The following is a 17,462-nucleotide window of genomic DNA, read 5'->3' as shown; positions in this document are numbered from 1 at the left end:
TTAACACATACAAAAGACTCTCATGGCTCAAGGCACGCTTTATATTGTTTCTGCCCCTAGTGGCGCGGGTAAATCCAGCCTTATTCAGGCACTGTTAAAAACCCAACCGCTGTACGACACACAGGTTTCTGTTTCTCACACCACGCGTAAACCGCGTCCGGGTGAAGTGCACGGTGAACACTATTTCTTTGTTGATCACGATGAATTCAGAGCGATGATTGGCAGAGACGCGTTTCTTGAACACGCAGAAGTTTTCGGTAACTACTACGGCACTTCGCGTGAAACCATTGAGCAGGTTCTGGCCACGGGCGTAAATGTGTTCCTGGATATCGACTGGCAGGGCGCACAGCAGATTCGCAAGAAAATGCCTGATTCACGCAGTATCTTTATTTTACCGCCATCGAAAGATGAGCTGGATCGCCGACTGCGTGGCCGCGGTCAGGACAGCGAGGAAGTGATCGCCCGGCGTATGGAGCAGGCAGTTGCAGAAATGAGCCATTACGCGGAATATGATTACCTTATTGTGAATGATGATTTTGATGCCGCGCTGAGCGATCTCAAAACCATTCTTCGCGCAGAACGCTTGCGTATGAGCCGCCAGAAGCAGCGACATGACGCATTAATCACCAAACTGTTGGCAGACTGAACCCACTTTCAGTATCATGCCCAGTCATTTCTTCACCTGTGGAGCATTTTAAGTATGGCACGCGTAACTGTTCAGGACGCTGTAGAGAAAATTGGTAACCGTTTTGACCTGGTGCTGGTCGCCGCGCGTCGCGCTCGTCAGATGCAGGTAGGCGGTAAAGATCCGCTGGTACCGGAAGAAAACGATAAAACTACCGTTATTGCACTTCGCGAAATCGAAGAAGGTCTGATCAACAATCAGATCCTCGACGTACGTGAGCGCCAGGAGCAGCAAGAGCAGGAAGCCGCAGAACTGCAGGCCGTAACCGCCATTGCTGAAGGTCGTCGTTAATTAAACCTGCGGGTCGCCCTTGTATCTGTTTGAAAGCCTGAATCAACTGATTCAAACTTACCTGCCTGAAGACCAGATTAAGCGTCTTCAGCAGGCGTATCTCGTTGCACGTGACGCTCACGAGGGCCAGGCACGTTCAAGCGGTGAACCCTATATCACGCACCCGGTAGCGGTGGCCTGTATTCTGGCCGAGATGAAACTCGACTACGAAACGCTGATGGCTGCCCTGCTGCATGATGTGATCGAAGATACCCCTGCCACCTACCAGGATATGGAACAGCTGTTTGGCAAAAGCGTTGCCGAGCTGGTGGAAGGGGTCTCTAAGCTTGATAAGCTGAAATTCCGCGACAAGAAAGAGGCGCAAGCCGAAAACTTTCGCAAGATGATTATGGCGATGGTGCAGGATATCCGCGTCATTCTTATCAAACTTGCTGACCGTACCCACAATATGCGCACGCTGGGCTCACTTCGCCCGGACAAACGTCGCCGCATTGCCCGTGAAACCCTCGAAATCTACAGTCCGCTGGCGCACCGTTTAGGTATCCACCACATTAAAACCGAGCTGGAAGAGCTGGGTTTTGAAGCGTTATACCCGAACCGCTATCGCGTGATTAAAGAGGTGGTGAAAGCCGCACGCGGCAACCGTAAAGAGATGATTCAAAAGATCCTCTCTGAAATTGAAGGACGTTTACAGGAAGCGGGAATTCCGTGCCGCGTCAGCGGTCGCGAAAAACATCTGTACTCCATCTACTGCAAAATGGTGCTCAAAGAGCAGCGTTTTCATTCGATCATGGATATCTACGCGTTCCGCGTGATCGTCCACGACTCTGATACCTGCTACCGCGTGCTGGGCCAGATGCACAGCCTGTACAAACCGCGTCCAGGGCGCATGAAAGATTACATCGCCATTCCAAAAGCGAACGGCTATCAATCTTTGCACACCTCGATGATCGGTCCACACGGCGTGCCTGTTGAAGTGCAGATCCGCACCGAAGACATGGACCAGATGGCGGAGATGGGTGTGGCTGCACACTGGGCTTATAAAGAGCACGGTGGCGAAAGCAGTACAACCGCACAAATCCGCGCCCAGCGCTGGATGCAAAGCCTGCTGGAACTGCAGCAGAGTGCAGGTAGCTCGTTTGAATTTATCGAGAGCGTTAAATCCGATCTCTTCCCGGATGAGATTTACGTTTTCACCCCAGAAGGCCGCATTGTCGAACTGCCTGCAGGCGCTACGCCGGTCGACTTTGCTTACGCCGTGCATACCGATATCGGCCACGCCTGCGTGGGCGCGCGTGTCGACAGGCAGCCTTATCCGCTCTCTCAGCCGCTTTCCAGCGGCCAGACGGTGGAAATTATTACCGCACCGGGCGCACGTCCGAACGCGGCCTGGCTGAACTTTGTCGTGAGTTCCAAAGCACGCGCCAAAATTCGCCAGTTGCTGAAAAACCTCAAGCGCGATGATTCTGTCAGCCTGGGGCGTCGTCTGCTCAACCATGCGTTGGGTGGTAGCCGTAAGCTGGCTGAAATCCCGAAAGAGAACATTCAGCGTGAGCTGGAGCGCATGAAGCTCGCCTCGCTTGATGACCTGCTGGCAGAAATCGGTCTCGGCAACGCCATGAGCGTGGTCGTGGCGAAGAACCTGCAGCAGGGTGATACCACGGCGATCCCGACGACGACGCAAAGCCACGGTCATCTGCCGATCAAAGGCGCGGACGGCGTACTTATCACCTTCGCGAAATGTTGCCGTCCTATCCCGGGTGACCCGATTATTGCGCACGTCAGTCCGGGTAAAGGGCTGGTTATCCACCACGAATCCTGTCGTAACATCCGCGGTTATCAAAAAGAGGCGGAGAAGTTCATGGCAGTCGAGTGGGATAAAGAGACGGCACAGGAATTTATCACCGAAATTAAGGTGGATATGTTCAACCACCAGGGTGCCCTGGCGAACCTGACGGCAGCAATCAATACGGCCTCTTCCAACATTCAGAGCCTGAACACGGAAGAGAAAGATGGCCGCGTCTACAGCGCCTTTATTCGTCTGACCGCCCGTGACCGCGTGCATCTGGCGAACATTATGCGCAAGATCCGCGTGATGCCGGACGTGATTAAAGTCACCCGTAACCGAAACTAGACTTATGAATTCAAAACGTTACGAGCGTATCTGCGAAATGCTCGCCAGGCGTCAGCCTGACCTGACGGTCTGCATGGAGCAGGTCCACAAACCTCATAACGTCTCTGCAATTGTCCGTACCGCAGACGCCGTAGGCGTGCATGAAGTGCACGCCGTCTGGCCGGGTGCCCGCATGCGAACCATGGCTTCAACTGCCGCAGGCAGTAACAGCTGGGTGTCCGTCAAAACCCACCAGACTATTGGCGAAGCCGTATCGCACCTGAAAGGTCGCGGTATGCAGGTCCTGGCCACTAACCTGTCCGCAAAAGCCGTCGATTTTCGTGAGATCGACTACACCCGCCCGACCTGTATTTTGATGGGTCAGGAGAAAACCGGGATCACCCAGGAAGCGCTGGATCTGGCGGATCAGGATATCATCATCCCCATGATCGGCATGGTGCAGTCTCTCAATGTCTCCGTGGCCTCTGCGCTCATTCTCTATGAAGCGCAGCGCCAGCGTCAGAACGCGGGCATGTACAAGCGCAGCAACAGCATGCTGCCGGAAGAGGAGCAGCAGCGCCTGCTGTTCGAAGGTGGTTACCCGGTGCTGGCTCGCGTCGCGAAACAGAAAAAACTGCCTTACCCCCACGTCAACGCGCAGGGCGAAATTGAAGCCGATGCCGAGTGGTGGGCCACCATGCAGTACGCAGGATAACCGATGAAAGGCCGTCTGCTGGATGCCATACCGCTCAATAGCCTGACGGGCGTAGGTGCGGCGCAAAGCAGTAAACTGGCAAAAATTGGCCTGCACACCGTGCAGGATCTCCTGCTCCATCTCCCCCTGCGTTATGAAGACCGCACCCAACTCTATAAGATTGGCGATCTGCTGCCTGCCATTTACGCCACCGTTGAAGGCGAAGTACTGAACTGCAATATCACCTTCGGCGGACGCCGGATGATGACCTGTCAGATCAGCGACGGCACCGGCATTCTCACCCTGCGCTTTTTCAACTTCAATGCGGCCATGAAAAACAGCCTTGCGACCGGTCGCAGGGTGCTGGCCTATGGTGAAGCCAAACGCGGGAAATACGGCGCAGAGATGATCCACCCGGAGTATCGCGTTCAGGGAGATCTGAGCACGCCGGAGCTGCAGGAGACTCTGACCCCGGTTTATCCGACGACCGAAGGCATCAAGCAGGCAACGCTGCGTAAACTCACCGACCAGGCGCTGGAACTGCTGGATACCTGCGCCATTACCGAGCTACTGCCGCCTGAGCTGGCTCAGGGCATGATGAGTCTGCCCGAGGCGCTGCGCACCCTGCACCGCCCGCCGCCAACCCTGCAGCTTAGCGACCTGGAAAGCGGCAAACACCCCGCTCAACGGCGTCTTATCCTTGAGGAATTACTGGCTCATAACCTGAGCATGCTGGCGGTACGGGCGGGCGCGCAGCGTTTTCATGCCCAGCCCTTAAGCCCGCGAGATGAACTCAAAGATAAGCTGCTGGCCTCCCTGCCGTTTAAACCCACCGGTGCACAGGCACGCGTCACGGCCGAGATTGAACGCGATATGGCGCTTGATGTGCCCATGATGCGCCTGGTTCAGGGGGATGTGGGTTCCGGTAAAACGCTGGTTGCAGCCCTGGCAGCCCTGCGCGCGATTGCCCATGGCAGACAGGTGGCGCTAATGGCCCCCACTGAACTGCTGGCTGAACAGCACGCTAATAACTTCCGCGCGTGGTTTGCCCCGCTTGGGATTGAAGTGGGCTGGCTTGCCGGGAAGCAAAAAGGTAAAGCGCGTCAGGCACAACAGGACGCCATTGCCAGCGGTCAGGTACAGATGATTGTCGGCACGCACGCGATTTTCCAGGAGCAGGTGCAGTTTAATGGTCTTGCCCTGGTGATTATCGACGAACAACACCGCTTCGGTGTACACCAGCGTCTGGCGCTGTGGGAGAAAGGGCTGCAGCAGGGCTTCCATCCGCATCAGCTGATCATGACTGCCACACCTATCCCGCGCACCCTGGCAATGACCGCCTACGCCGATCTCGATACATCGACCATCGACGAACTGCCGCCGGGCCGTACACCGGTCACCACGGTCGCCATTCCGGACACACGCCGGAGCGATATCATCGACCGCGTGCGCAACGCCTGCACTCACGAAGGCCGTCAGGCCTACTGGGTCTGCACGTTAATTGAAGAGTCTGAACTGCTTGAAGCGCAGGCTGCGGAAGCGACGTGGGAAGAGCTGAAACTGGCGCTGCCCGAGCTGAACGTGGGTCTGGTTCACGGGCGGATGAAGCCTACTGAGAAACAGGCGGTGATGCAGTCGTTCAAACAGGGTGAACTGCATTTGCTGGTTGCCACAACGGTGATTGAAGTGGGCGTAGACGTGCCCAATTCCAGCCTGATGATCATCGAAAACCCGGAACGTCTTGGCCTTGCGCAACTCCATCAGCTGCGCGGCCGCGTTGGCCGCGGTGCTGTCGCCTCTCACTGCGTGCTGCTCTACAAAGCACCGCTCTCGAAAACCGCACAGATGCGTTTGCAGGTGCTGCGCGACAGTAACGACGGTTTTGTGATTGCACAAAAAGACCTGGAGATCCGCGGCCCAGGCGAACTGCTGGGCACGCGTCAGACGGGTAACGCCGAATTCAAAGTGGCGGATTTACTGCGCGATCAGGCCATGATCCCCGAAGTTCAGCGCCTCGCACGCCATATTCATGAGCGCTACCCCGAACAGGCGGCAGCGTTAATTGAGCGCTGGATGCCGGAAACCGAACGCTATTCTAACGCCTGATCTCAGGCAAACATCGGCAGCATCAGGTAAAGCTTGATCACCAGCGCGTTGACGATATCAATGAAGAACGCCCCGACCATCGGGACCACCAGAAACGCCATATGCGAAGGCCCAAAACGTTCGGTGATCGCCTGCATGTTGGCGATAGCCGTCGGCGTTGCCCCCAGACCAAACCCACAATGCCCCGCCGCCAGCACTGCTGCATCGTAGTTTTTGCCCATCATGCGCCAGGTAACAAACATGGCGTAGAACGCCATAAACAGTGCCTGAACGGCCAGAATAGCCACCATCGGCAGCGCCAGCGAGGCCAGCTCCCACAGCTTGAGGCTCATCAGGGCCATCGCCAGGAACAGCGACAGGCAGACGTTGCCAAGCACCGATACGGCACGTTCAAATACGCGGTAGAAGCCCATCAGCGCCAGCCCGTTACTCAGCAGCACCCCAACAAACAGCACGCACACAAACGTCGGGAGCTCGAACGCTGAACCTGCCAGCCATTGCGCAACCACTTTGCCCACCGTCAGGCAGATGGCAATCATCGCGATAGTTTCAATCAACACCAGCGAAGTGATGGTGCGTCCGACGTCGGGTTTTTCAAAGGCAGTGGGCACCAGCTCATCGTCCGGTCTTCCGTCTGGCGTACCAGAGTGCTTCACCAGATACCGCGCCACCGGCCCGCCGATCAGGCCGCCCAGCACCAGACCGAAGGTGGCGCAGGCCATCGCCACTTCGGTGGCATTTTCAAAGCCGTAGCGCTCAGTAAACAGCTTGCTCCACGCCGCCCCGGTACCGTGGCCACCAGAGAGGGTGATTGATCCGGCCAGCAGCCCCATCAGCGGATCCAGGCCCAGCAGCGTGGCCATCCCGATACCAATGGCGTTTTGCATCACTAGCAGCCCTACCACCACGATCAGAAATACGCCGAGCACTTTGCCACCCGTCCGCAGGCTCGCCAGGTTGGCATTCAGGCCAATGGTGGCAAAGAAGGCCAGCATCAGCGGATCTTTCAGGGACATATCAAAATCAATTTCCCAGCCCATGCTTTTCTTCAGCACCAGCAGGGCCAGCGCCACCAGCAGTCCGCCGGCAACAGGTTCAGGAATGGTGTATTTCTTCAGAAGGGAAACGCTGTGTACGAGCTTACGGCCAAGCAGTAAGACCAGCGTTGCGGCAACAAGGGTCGACAACGTATCGAGATGAATCATAAAAGGCTCCTGTTATGCGCGTGTTCCATACACACGCGGCGTTATCCTGGGCCGGCTTGCGCTCGTCATGAGCCGCCGGCGCAAAAAGTGTAATTTTTTTTCCCCATGGGTTGTAGAAAACCTGCTCACAGCGGCAGATTTTCTTGTCTTTTTTTGTTGGCAATCGTTTGCTTTTACCAGGTGGTCAGATAAAATGCCCGCTTTTCCACCGTGGGATTGCCGCCGATGTCCGTTAACACCCTTGAGTCTTCCGATGCGCAACCGATTGCGCAGAAGCAAAATAGCGAACTGATCTACCGCCTTGAAGACCGTCCGCCTCTTCCTCAGACGCTCTTTGCCGCCTGCCAACACCTGCTGGCTATGTTCGTTGCGGTGATCACCCCGGCGCTGCTGATCTGCCAGGCGCTTGGTTTACCGGCTCAGGATACACAGCACATCATCAGTATGTCCCTCTTTGCCTCCGGCGTGGCGTCCATTATTCAAATTAAAGCGTGGGGCCCGGTGGGGTCTGGATTGTTGTCGATCCAGGGCACCAGTTTTAACTTCGTCGCACCGCTGATCATGGGCGGTACAGCCCTCAAAACCGGCGGCGCGGATGTTCCGACCATGATGGCGGCGCTGTTTGGCACGCTGATGCTGGCCAGCTGCACCGAGATGGTGATCTCCCGGGTACTGCACCTGGCGCGTCGCGTGATCACGCCGCTGGTATCCGGCGTGGTGGTGATGATCATTGGCCTGTCGCTGATTCAGGTTGGCCTGACCTCCATCGGTGGCGGTTATGCGGCAATGAGCGACCACACTTTTGGTGCACCGAAAAACCTGCTGCTGGCCGGCGTGGTGCTGGCAATCATTATTCTGCTTAACCGTCAGCGTAACCCGTATCTGCGTGTGGCATCGCTGGTGATCGCCATGGCGGCCGGTTATCTGCTGGCCTGGGCGCTGGGTATGCTGCCGGAGAACACCCCGCAGACCAACAGTGCGCTGATCACCATTCCAACGCCGCTGTACTACGGCCTGGGCATTGACTGGGGTCTGCTGCTGCCGCTGATGCTGGTCTTTATGATCACCTCGCTGGAGACGATTGGCGATATCACCGCCACGTCTGATGTCTCCGAGCAGCCGGTCTCCGGCCCGCTGTATATGAAACGCCTGAAAGGCGGCGTGCTGGCGAACGGCCTGAACTCGTTTGTCTCTGCGGTCTTCAACACCTTCCCGAACTCCTGCTTCGGCCAGAACAACGGCGTGATCCAGCTGACTGGCGTTGCCAGCCGCTACGTCGGTTTTGTGGTGGCACTGATGCTGATCGTCCTCGGCCTGTTCCCGGCGGTAAGCGGTTTTGTGCAGCATATACCTGAACCGGTGCTGGGCGGCGCAACGCTGGTGATGTTCGGGACCATCGCGGCTTCCGGTGTACGTATCGTCTCTCGCGAACCGCTGAACCGCCGCGCCATCATGATCATTGCCCTGTCGCTGGCCGTGGGTCTGGGTGTTTCACAGCAACCGCTGATCCTGCAGTTTGCCCCGGACTGGGTGAAAAACCTGCTCTCTTCCGGCATTGCGGCAGGCGGTATCACCGCGATTGTTCTGAACCTCGTTTTCCCGCCTGAGAAAAATTGATCGCCCTCACGGCAGGCTGTCAACGCCTGCCGTGACATCTCTTTACACCATTCCCGCCTTGAGCATTGCGCATAAATCGTGCATAACTCCCTTATGTGCGTTTCGCGGGATGGAAGACCATGAAATTTATTGGAAAGGTACTCGTCTATCTTCTGGTGGCCCTGCTCATTGTGGTGCTGGCGCTCTATATTCTGCTCCAGACCCGCTGGGGAGCATCTCAGGCCAGCAACTGGATAACGGTGAATACCGATTACGAACTCAATTTCGACCTGATGGATCACCGCTTTTCGTCACCTTCCCACATCATTCTGGAAAACGTCACGTTTGGCCGCGACGGTAAACCCGCCACGCTGGTGGCCAGGAAAGTCGATATTGGTTTGAGTAGCCGACAGGTCACCGATCCGCTGCACATGGACACCATTACCCTGTTCGATGGCACGCTTAATCTTTCTCCTCAGACGGCACCGCTCCCGTTCCAGGCGGACCGTTTGCAGTTGAACAACATGGCCTTTAACAGCCCCAATACGGAATGGGATCTCAGCGCACAGAAAGTAACGGGCGGCGTCAGCCCGTGGCAGCCAGAAGCAGGCAATGTGCTGGGTAAAAACGCACAGATCCAGGTAAGCGCAGGCTCGCTTACCCTGAACGGCGTGCCGGCCACCAACGTGCTGATCCAGGGACAACTCAACGGCAAAGAGGTGGTGCTGAACACCATTGGTGCCGATATGGCGCGCGGTTCGCTCACCGGGTCCGCCCTGCGCAACGCTGACGGCAGCTGGATTATCGACACCATGCGTCTGAATGAGATCCGCCTGCAAAGCGATAAGTCGCTGGTGGATTTCTTCGCGCCTCTGACCACTATTCCCTCGCTGCAGATTGGCCGTCTGGAAGTGACTGACGCACGCCTGCAGGGGCCAGACTGGGCGGTGACCGATCTCGATTTAAGCCTGCGCAACCTGACACTCAGCAAAGGCGACTGGCAAAGTCAGGAGGGGCGTTTGTCCATGAACGCCAGCGAGTTTATTTATGGCTCTCTGCATCTGTTCGACCCGATCATGAATGCGGAGTTCTCCCCGCAAGGCGTGGCGCTGCGCCAGTTTACCTCCCGCTGGGAGGGCGGCATGGTACGTGCTTCCGGCAACTGGCTGCGCGAGGGTAACGCGCTGGTGCTGGACGATGTCGCCATCGCCGGGCTGGAATACACCCTGCCGCAGAACTGGAAAACGCTGTGGATGGAGCCGTTACCGGAATGGCTGAACAGCCTGACGCTGAAAAAATTCGGCCTGAGCCGCAACCTGGTTATCGATATCGACCCGGCCTTCCCGTGGCAAATTACCTCTCTTGATGGCTATGGTGCGAACCTGCAGCTGGCGAAAGATCGCCAGTGGGGCGTATGGGGTGGCAGCGCAACGCTGAACGGCGCGGCGGCGACCTTTAACCGCGTGGACGTGCGTCGTCCGTCGCTGGCGCTGAACGCTAACGCCTCAACGGTAAACATTACCGACCTGAGCGCTTTCACCGAAAAAGGCATTCTGGAAGCCACGGCGACGGTTTCACAGCTTCCGCCACGGCAGACCACAATCAGCCTGAACGGACGCGGCGTGCCACTCAACGTGCTGCAGGCGTGGGGCTGGCCGGCGCTGCCCATTGGCGGTGATGGCAATATCCAGCTAACCGCCAGCGGCAGCGTGCAGGCCAACACACCGCTGAAACCGACGGTTAACGGTAAACTGAATGCGGTAAATATGGATAAACAGCAGGTGCAACAGACGATAACGGGGGGAGAGGTGTCGACACTATCCTCGCCCCAGCCCTCTCCCTGAAAGGAAGAAGAAGCAAACCCTTCCCTCCCCCCGTTGGGGAGAGGGTCAGGGTGAGGGAAATTAAAGGTGTACCACCACCTCATTACCCTCCGCTTTCACCACCACGCCCCACTCGCTCCCGGCCTCTGAGCCGCCTTTTACGCCACTCAGTTTCTGCACGTTGCGCAAGCAGACCGACCAGGTTCGCGCGTCACCTGTGCCGGTAATGGTCACGGTGTCGCCACTGCGTGTGGCTTTCAGCGTAAATGCCACAGAACCGTCCGCCGCAGGCACTTCGCTCACCGCCATCGCGCCATCGCCCAGGTTAAACAGCTGGAAAGCTGTTCCCTCGTTCCAGGCGTAGTCCGGTTTCTGTTGATTGTTGCCCAACGCCAGCAGGGTGTTATCGCGCACATAGACCGGCAGGCTGCGGAAATCATGCTGCTGTTTATGCCAGCGGCTGCCCTTGATTTCATCGTTATGCCAGAGATGGGTCCAGCGCCCTTCCGGCAGATAAAACTGCACGTCACCGGCCTCAGAAAACACCGGGGCTACCATCACCGACTCCCCCAGCATGTACTGACGGTCGAGGTAATCGCATGCCGGATCGTCCGGGAACTCCAGCATCATCGCCCGCAGCATCGGTGTGCCATACTCGCGAGCCAGGGCAGCCTGGCGATAGAGATACGGCATCATCTGACATTTCAGCTGAGTGAAGTGACGCACCACGTCACAGGACTCATCATCGTACGCCCACGGTACGCGGTAAGATTTGCTGCCATGCAGGCGGCTGTGGCTGGATAACAGCCCAAACGCGCACCAGCGTTTGTAGACGTGTGCCGGCGCGGTGTTCTCAAATCCACCGATGTCATGGCTCCAGAAGCCAAAGCCGGACAGACCAATTGACAGCCCGCCGCGCAGGCTTTCCGCCATCGACTCGTAGTTGGCGTAACAGTCTCCACCCCAGTGCACCGGGAACTGTTGCGCACCTACCGACGCCGAGCGGGCAAACAGCACCGCCTCATCCGCGCCCACCGTTTCTTTCAGTACGTTCCACACCAGTTCGTTATATAGGTATGCGTAGTGGTTGTGCATCTTCTGCGGATCGGAACCGTCAAACCACTGGACGTCCGTCGGGATGCGCTCGCCAAAGTCGGTCTTAAAGCAGTCGACGCCAATATCCACCAGGCCCTTCAGCTTGTCGGCATACCACCGACACGCGTCCGGGTTAGTGAAGTCATAAATCGCCAGGCCGGGCTGCCATTTGTCCCACTGCCACAGGGAACCGTCCGGACGCTTGAGCAGGTAGCCCTTCTCTTTCAGTTCGCGAAATACCGGCGACTTCTGGCCGATGTACGGGTTAATCCACACGCAAACCTTCAGCCCTTTCTCCTTCAGGCGGCGGATCATCCCTTCCGGATCCGGGAAGGTCACCGGGTCCCATTCAAAATCACACCACTGGAAGGCCTTCATCCAGAAGCAGTCGAAGTGGAAGACATGCAGCGGCAGATCGCGCTCCGCCATGCCATCAATAAAGCTGTTCACCGTGGCTTCATCGTAGTTAGTGGTAAACGACGTGGTCAGCCACAGGCCGAATGACCACGCGGGCGGCAGCGCCGGGCGTCCGGTGAATCGCGTATAACGGTTGAGCACCTCTTTTGGCGTCGGGCCGTCGATCACGAAGTACTCCAGATACTCCCCTTCGACGCTGAACTGCACTTTGGAGACTTTCTCCGAACCCACTTCGAACGAGACGTTTTCCGGGTGGTTCACCAGCACCCCGTAGCCGCGGTTGGTCAGATAGAACGGGATATTTTTGTATGACTGCTCGGTACTGGTGCCGCCGTCGCGGTTCCAGGTCTCGACCGTCTGGCCGTTACGCACCAGCGCGGTAAAGCGCTCGCCGAGGCCGTAGACCGTTTCACCTACGCCCAGATCCAGACGCTCAAAAACATAATGACGATCGGTACGGGTATCCTGCACGTAACCGTTGTTTTTCAGCTGACTGCCGGTAATACGCTGTCCGTTGCGCAGAAAATCCAGCGCCCAGCACTCGCCTTTGGTGACGCGCACGCTGAGGTGACCGCTTTTCAGCTCAGCAAATTCGGCATTGTTTTCAATCTCAACGTTCATCTCTTTGATGACATTCAGAGGATAGTGCGGACCGTTGTTCAGCGCGCCATGGAAGTGCTCGATACGCACGCCGACAATCCCTTCCTGCGGGGAGAAAAGACGGACGGTGAACATCAGGGTATCAAGCTGCCAGGTACGTTCTCGTACATCACGCGGCGCCACGTACACCACAAGGTCATTGCCCTGCTGCTCTACATCGAACACCTGAACCGGGCAGGTGACGTTCAGGCCCGGTTGAATGAGCCAGTTTCCATCACTGATTTTCATACTCTCGTCCTCTTAGTTCTGTAATTCTTTACTCACCGGCAGGTTGTCAAACTCCTGCTGATTGCGGCGCGCGCCGTGTGCCAGCTCGCTCATGATTTTGGTCAGGAAAGGCGTTTTCAGGGTGTAGTAGCGTTTGGCGATGATGGCGCTCAGCACGTAGCAGACCGCCGGGGCCAGGGTGAACAGGCCGATAATGATGCTGATGGTCGCGCTGTTCTGGGTTTTAGCTGCGGCGTCATAACCCCCCCCTGCCAGCATCCAGCCGATCATTGCCCCGCCCAGCGCCAGGCCGAGTTTCAGCACAAACAGCGTGCCCGCGAAGCTGATGCCGGTAAGACGTTTGCCGTTGGTCCATTCGCCGTAGTCGACGGTATCGGACATCATGACCCACTGGATCGGCGTCACCAGCTGATGCAACACCCCAATCACAAAGATGAAGGTGAACATCACCACCGTGGCATGCATGGGAACGAAGAACATCGCCACGCTGACCACTGCCAGGGCGGCGTTGGTCCACCAGAAGATGCTGACCTTGCATTTCCAGTCGGTGAGCGGTTTCGCCAGCGCAGAGCCAATCAGGTTGCCGACACAGTAGGTGGTGAGGAACGCGACAAAGATTTCCGGCGAGCCCATGATCCAGGTGCAGTAGTACATCATCGCACCGCCACGCACGCAGACGGCGAGGATATTAAGAATGGTCAGCACACCAACAATACGCCACTGGTCGTTGTGCCAGATATCTCGCAGGTCTTCGCGCATGGAGGTGGTGCTCGGCGGCACCTGGATGCGCTCTTTGGTGGTGAAGAAGCAGAACGCCAGCATCAGGAACGCGACCACCGACAGCACGGCGATCCCGCCCTGGAAACCGAACGCTTTGTCATCGCCACCAATCAGGTTAACCAGCGGCATCATCAGTACCGTCGAGAGCATGCCGCCCGCGGTCGCCAGCACAAAGCGCCAGGACTGCAGGGAGATACGCTGCGTCGGGTCGTTGGTGATCACCCCGCCCAGCGCGCAATAAGGGATGTTAACCACGGTATAGAGCAGCGTCAGCAGCGTGTAGGTAATGGCGGCATAAATCATTTTGCCGTTGAGGCTGAGGTCCGGCGTGGTGTAGGCCAGCACGCAGACAATGCCGAACGGGATAGCTCCGAACAGTATCCACGGCCGGAATTTACCCCAGCGGCTGCGGGTGCGGTCAGCGATCAGGCCCATGCACGGGTCCGAAATCGCATCCAGCGCACGTGCCAGCAGGAACATCGTGCCGACAAACCCGGCAGGAATGCCGAAGATATCGGTATAGAAAAACATCATGTACAACATAACGTTATCGAAAATGATGTGGCTGGCGGCGTCACCCATGCCGTAACCAATCTTCTCTTTTACTGACAATACGTCGCTCATTTTTTTATCCTTCACGCTGTAGGGGGCGCTGAGACCGGTTACAGATTTTTAAACCATTGTTTCAGGAGCGGGTATTGCGTTTTCTGGTTAGCTGGTTACGTTTCTTGTTTTTTGTGATCGCGGTAAATATTGACGAGCACGAAATGCTAACCTGAGGATTTTCTTAGGAATTAACTGAAACAGGGGTGTTAAGGTCAAAAGAGAGGTGAAAAAAGTGTGCCGGGGTATGTGGTAAATGCCTGAAAGTAGCTATAATGCGCCCCGCCTCCATGTAGCAATGCAGGCGCGGAAGATCGTCATCTCCGGTGAGGTGGCTGGACTTCAAATCCAGTTGGGGACGCCAGCGTTCCCGGGCAGGTTCGACTCCTGTGATCTTCCGCCAAAATTCTTTGAAGAGATTATTCTCATATTTGTTCCACCATTAAACCCAAATAATAATTAAATCTATTCACTAAAATTTTTTATGTGACTCTTCTGCTTTTCAGTAATTCTTAAGTCATCCTTTTTAGTTTTCTTACCCACAAATATTCGGGCATTAAACTTTACCCAAGTGTTTCAACTAATTAATTACGTTGATATTTATCTGTTCGATTCTATTACGGATATCATAATAGCCAAACTTTAATCGTAAGGTATAATTCCTGAACGGCAAAACGCGTTTCATTTCATATCTAACGAGTAGGATATCTGCGTTAAGTTAGCATTCACTCACCCAACCGCATATGCAGCAACGGAAACGCATTCCCCTGTCCGTCCCGTTCTGAGCGCCCCACCTGCACAAACCCCATATGCTGATAAAACGCAACGCCCTGCGGGTTTTGCTCGTTTACATCCACTTCATTCGCACCAAAATGCGCAATGGCATAGTTCAGCAGTAATTTCCCCACACCTTTTCCCCGGCTCGCATCATCCACAAACAGCATTTCAATGCGGTTTTCATCCACGCCTAAAAAGCCATGAATAACACCCGCTTCATCGCGGGCAATCATAACCTTGAGATTGGGCAGATAGGCATTGAGCAATAACGGGCGCAGGGCCGCAATATCGCTTTCCTGTAAAAAGTGGTGGGTGGCACGAACGGAAGACTCCCAGATCGCGACCAGGCGTTCGAAGTGTGAGGGGTGTGCAGTATCTATTTTCATGGGGGGGATCATTATAGAGCGCAGCGATTAAATCAAGTATCCAGAAGCATGGAGGCAATAAAATGAAGACCTTAAATGAAGTAATAAACTCTCGAACCTGTGAAAGTCGAGAGCGTATCAAGGAAATGGCCCGGAAGTTGGTTCAGGAGACTGGTCAGCAGATAGAGCATGAAAAGCAAGAATCCCCAACAGACATTGAGAATAAAGAAACCAGCTAATCCTTCATGGTAGTTGTTCGGGTAAACCGAACAACTGAGGAACGGTAAATATTCTAGCGCCCTGTCCCCCCTAACCTAGCCCTCTCCATCAGGGAGAGGGAACTGACCGTGCGGTTTGTCATCCCCCACCTTAATCTCCATCACTGCATACACCCCGTCTTTTGGCACGACCACGGTGACGTTTTCCACCGGCACGCCTGCCGCGATATGAATATCCTGCAGCTGCCGGAGCGTCCGCGGGTAAATATCCTCCCAGCCGATACAGCGCAAAATAAAATCGATTTGTGAGCTGCTGGCCAGCATATTCGAGACAATCACCGCCCCGCCGGGCTTTATCAGCCGCAGCGCACGCTGGAGAAAAATCACCGCATCGGCATCGTTGAAATAGTCGAAAATCCCCAGCGCATCCACCAGTTCGGCCTGATGCTCGCCCAGCTCATGCAATAAATCTTCGTTACGCACCAGCGTATGGAGCAAGTTGCGCCTGAGCAGGGTCAGCTGTTCACCCACGATAATGCCTTCCTGCGCCGCCATGGTTTCGGCCCAACTGAGCGCCACAGGGTCTTTATCCACCAGCGTCAGATACACCTGCTGGCCGTCGAGCTTCGCCTCGCGCAGCGCCTCCAGCACGGGAATTGCAGCCCCGCTCGCCAGGCTCACCCAATTGTTATCGTTCCCGTTGCGGATGTATTTATCCACCATCGCAGCCAGTACTTTTGCACGGGAGCGCACACCAATGGCATCGTTCGCATGGATAAACCACTGGCGGCTGTCGCTGTCCATTCGGGTTCCGTCTGGCAGGCGCTCCTCCAGCGGGTTTTGCACCACAAAAAGCGCCAGCGCAGAGGGAACCAGCCGGGTACGCCACGCGGTGAGCGCCGGACGATTGCGGTAGGCTTGCCCGGAATAACGGTTCTGTGGGACAAGCACGGCCTGTCCCCCCTCTTCGTATTCAATCAACGGAGGACGAAGCGCCGGGTCGGCTTTCAACGCCCGATTAATCGAATTGATCTCACGGGCAGTGTCGTCCTTCATCGGCCACTGGTCGCTAATATCCGGAAATGACGCACTGAAAATGGTCATATTTTCCGGTGCGTCGCCGCGAAAAGGCTGCCAGTTCATGTCGTCGTCTCCCGTTGAGCTTTTAACGGAAGTCTATCCAGGCGAGCCAGTAAAACCCTACGAAGAAAGCACGATCTTCACTGCTTAACCCACACCAGCTGATCAACCTTGAAGCCCAGACTGCGTGCGGTATTCAGGTAGTCCTGCTTCACGGCATCCGGAATCGTCGGCGTACGAGACAGGATCCACAGATAGTCGCGGTTCGGCCCGCTCACCAGCGCATACTGGTACTTATCGTCCAGCTTGATCACGTTATAGCCGCCGTAGAAGGGGCCGAAGAACGACACCTTCAGCGCTGCCGTCGTCGGTTCGCCGGTAAAGTACGCTTTGCCTTCACTCTCATTCCACTTGTTTTTGACCGGGTCGAAACCCCGGTTAAGCACGCTGATGCCACCGTCGCTGCGCTCGCCGTAGGTGGCGGTCACCTGCTCCAGCCCGCGTTCGAAGCGGTTTTCCAGGCGGGCAACTTCATACCACTTGCCGAGATAGCGGCTGGCTTCAAAATTTGAAATGGGCTTTACGCCTTTCGGTGGCGTAGGGGATTTGCAGGCCACCAGAGTCAGGGCAATGGCGACACCCGTCACAACAGGCCATAGTTTCATGAGAATTCCTTTCATTTGCACGGTTGGAAGTAAAGTGTAGTGCACCGTTACGGCGCTTCAT

14 protein-coding genes and 1 tRNA gene are annotated in these 17,462 nt (G+C 56.2%); 9 read left to right on the top strand and 6 right to left on the bottom strand.

Going from position 1 to position 17,462, the window contains the following annotated elements:
- The first annotated feature begins 22 nt into the window (after positions 1–22).
- Genes gmk through recG form a run of 5 tightly spaced genes read left to right on the top strand, consistent with a single transcriptional unit; the run spans position 23 to position 5,889 of the window.
- Positions 23–646, top strand: a complete 624-nt coding sequence (gene gmk, locus HV242_RS00450) for a guanylate kinase (protein WP_014168044.1) — start codon at positions 23–25, stop codon at positions 644–646.
- 54 nt (positions 647–700) lie between these two features.
- Entirely contained in the window at positions 701–976 is a 276-nt protein-coding gene (gene rpoZ / locus HV242_RS00445; protein ID WP_000135058.1) for a DNA-directed RNA polymerase subunit omega, read from the top strand.
- 19 nt (positions 977–995) lie between these two features.
- The gene (gene spoT / locus HV242_RS00440) at positions 996–3,110 is read left to right on the top strand and encodes a bifunctional GTP diphosphokinase/guanosine-3',5'-bis pyrophosphate 3'-pyrophosphohydrolase (RefSeq protein ID WP_014168043.1); all 2,115 of its coding nucleotides are present in this window, start codon (positions 996–998) and stop codon (positions 3,108–3,110) included.
- 4 nt (positions 3,111–3,114) lie between these two features.
- On the top strand, positions 3,115–3,804 hold the full coding sequence (gene trmH, locus HV242_RS00435; protein ID WP_014168042.1) for a tRNA (guanosine(18)-2'-O)-methyltransferase TrmH: 690 nt from the start codon (positions 3,115–3,117) through the stop codon (positions 3,802–3,804).
- A gap of 3 nt (positions 3,805–3,807) precedes the next feature.
- The gene (gene recG / locus HV242_RS00430) at positions 3,808–5,889 is read left to right on the top strand and encodes an ATP-dependent DNA helicase RecG (RefSeq protein ID WP_014168041.1); all 2,082 of its coding nucleotides are present in this window, start codon (positions 3,808–3,810) and stop codon (positions 5,887–5,889) included.
- Between the two features lie 2 nt (positions 5,890–5,891).
- Here the strand turns inward: recG and gltS are convergent, their stop codons facing one another.
- Complete coding sequence (gene gltS, locus HV242_RS00425; RefSeq protein ID WP_014168040.1) at positions 5,892–7,094, bottom strand: sodium/glutamate symporter; 1,203 nt, start codon at positions 7,092–7,094, stop codon at positions 5,892–5,894.
- Positions 7,095–7,319: 225 nt separating this feature from the next.
- On the opposite strand from gltS, the gene xanP reads away from it, so the two are divergent.
- Positions 7,320–8,711, top strand: coding sequence for a xanthine/proton symporter XanP (xanP, locus tag HV242_RS00420; RefSeq protein ID WP_020882697.1), 1,392 nt, complete (start codon positions 7,320–7,322; stop codon positions 8,709–8,711).
- A 119-nt stretch (positions 8,712–8,830) separates the two neighbouring features.
- Positions 8,831–10,534, top strand: a complete 1,704-nt coding sequence (locus HV242_RS00415; protein WP_063858523.1) for an AsmA family protein — start codon at positions 8,831–8,833, stop codon at positions 10,532–10,534.
- 60 nt (positions 10,535–10,594) lie between these two features.
- On the opposite strand, the gene yicI is transcribed toward HV242_RS00415, so the two are convergent.
- Positions 10,595–12,913: an alpha-xylosidase gene (yicI, locus tag HV242_RS00410; RefSeq protein WP_050737645.1), complete on the bottom strand. Its 2,319-nt coding sequence runs from the start codon at positions 12,911–12,913 to the stop codon at positions 10,595–10,597.
- 12 nt (positions 12,914–12,925) lie between these two features.
- The gene (locus HV242_RS00405; protein ID WP_020882700.1) at positions 12,926–14,317 is read right to left on the bottom strand and encodes a glycoside-pentoside-hexuronide family transporter; all 1,392 of its coding nucleotides are present in this window, start codon (positions 14,315–14,317) and stop codon (positions 12,926–12,928) included.
- Positions 14,318–14,604: 287 nt separating this feature from the next.
- Between HV242_RS00405 and HV242_RS00400 the strand changes: the two genes are divergently transcribed.
- A tRNA-Sec gene (locus tag HV242_RS00400) sits at positions 14,605–14,699 on the top strand.
- Positions 14,700–15,021: 322 nt separating this feature from the next.
- Here HV242_RS00400 and HV242_RS00395 read toward each other — a convergent pair.
- Entirely contained in the window at positions 15,022–15,459 is a 438-nt protein-coding gene (locus HV242_RS00395; RefSeq protein ID WP_047355965.1) for a GNAT family N-acetyltransferase, read from the bottom strand.
- A gap of 62 nt (positions 15,460–15,521) precedes the next feature.
- On the opposite strand from HV242_RS00395, the gene HV242_RS00390 reads away from it, so the two are divergent.
- Entirely contained in the window at positions 15,522–15,677 is a 156-nt protein-coding gene (locus HV242_RS00390) for a hypothetical protein (RefSeq protein ID WP_153852750.1), read from the top strand.
- Positions 15,678–15,752: 75 nt separating this feature from the next.
- Here the strand turns inward: HV242_RS00390 and HV242_RS00385 are convergent, their stop codons facing one another.
- Together HV242_RS00385 and HV242_RS00380 are read right to left on the bottom strand one after the other, a co-directional pair.
- Positions 15,753–16,799 (bottom strand): class I SAM-dependent methyltransferase, encoded by a 1,047-nt coding sequence (locus tag HV242_RS00385; RefSeq protein WP_050737646.1) that lies wholly within the window; start codon positions 16,797–16,799, stop codon positions 15,753–15,755.
- Positions 16,800–16,876: 77 nt separating this feature from the next.
- Positions 16,877–17,401: a lipocalin family protein gene (locus HV242_RS00380; RefSeq protein WP_020882704.1), complete on the bottom strand. Its 525-nt coding sequence runs from the start codon at positions 17,399–17,401 to the stop codon at positions 16,877–16,879.
- Positions 17,402–17,462 lie beyond the last annotated feature (61 nt).

The sequence above is a fragment of the Enterobacter sp. RHBSTW-00593 genome (assembly GCF_013784105.1).
Classification (GTDB): Bacteria; Pseudomonadota; Gammaproteobacteria; order Enterobacterales; family Enterobacteriaceae; genus Enterobacter; species Enterobacter ludwigii.
Note: the sequence above shows the minus strand (reverse complement) of the source record. Positions and strands in the feature narration are given on the sequence as shown.

Excerpts from the sequence above, each read along its gene's own strand:
- gltS (WP_014168040.1), bottom strand. The coding sequence starts at position 7,094 with ATGATTCATCTCGATACGTTGTCGACCCTTGTTGCCGCAACGCTGGTC.
- recG (WP_014168041.1), top strand. The coding sequence starts at position 3,808 with ATGAAAGGCCGTCTGCTGGATGCCATACCGCTCAATAGCCTGACGGGC.
- HV242_RS00395 (WP_047355965.1), bottom strand. The coding sequence starts at position 15,459 with ATGAAAATAGATACTGCACACCCCTCACACTTCGAACGCCTGGTCGCG.
- rpoZ (WP_000135058.1), top strand. The coding sequence starts at position 701 with ATGGCACGCGTAACTGTTCAGGACGCTGTAGAGAAAATTGGTAACCGT.
- gmk (WP_014168044.1), top strand. The coding sequence starts at position 23 with ATGGCTCAAGGCACGCTTTATATTGTTTCTGCCCCTAGTGGCGCGGGT.
- HV242_RS00390 (WP_153852750.1), top strand. The coding sequence starts at position 15,522 with ATGAAGACCTTAAATGAAGTAATAAACTCTCGAACCTGTGAAAGTCGA.
- HV242_RS00380 (WP_020882704.1), bottom strand. The coding sequence starts at position 17,401 with ATGAAACTATGGCCTGTTGTGACGGGTGTCGCCATTGCCCTGACTCTG.
- HV242_RS00385 (WP_050737646.1), bottom strand. The coding sequence starts at position 16,799 with ATGAACTGGCAGCCTTTTCGCGGCGACGCACCGGAAAATATGACCATT.
- trmH (WP_014168042.1), top strand. The coding sequence starts at position 3,115 with ATGAATTCAAAACGTTACGAGCGTATCTGCGAAATGCTCGCCAGGCGT.
- xanP (WP_020882697.1), top strand. The coding sequence starts at position 7,320 with ATGTCCGTTAACACCCTTGAGTCTTCCGATGCGCAACCGATTGCGCAG.
- HV242_RS00405 (WP_020882700.1), bottom strand. The coding sequence starts at position 14,317 with ATGAGCGACGTATTGTCAGTAAAAGAGAAGATTGGTTACGGCATGGGT.
- HV242_RS00415 (WP_063858523.1), top strand. The coding sequence starts at position 8,831 with ATGAAATTTATTGGAAAGGTACTCGTCTATCTTCTGGTGGCCCTGCTC.
- yicI (WP_050737645.1), bottom strand. The coding sequence starts at position 12,913 with ATGAAAATCAGTGATGGAAACTGGCTCATTCAACCGGGCCTGAACGTC.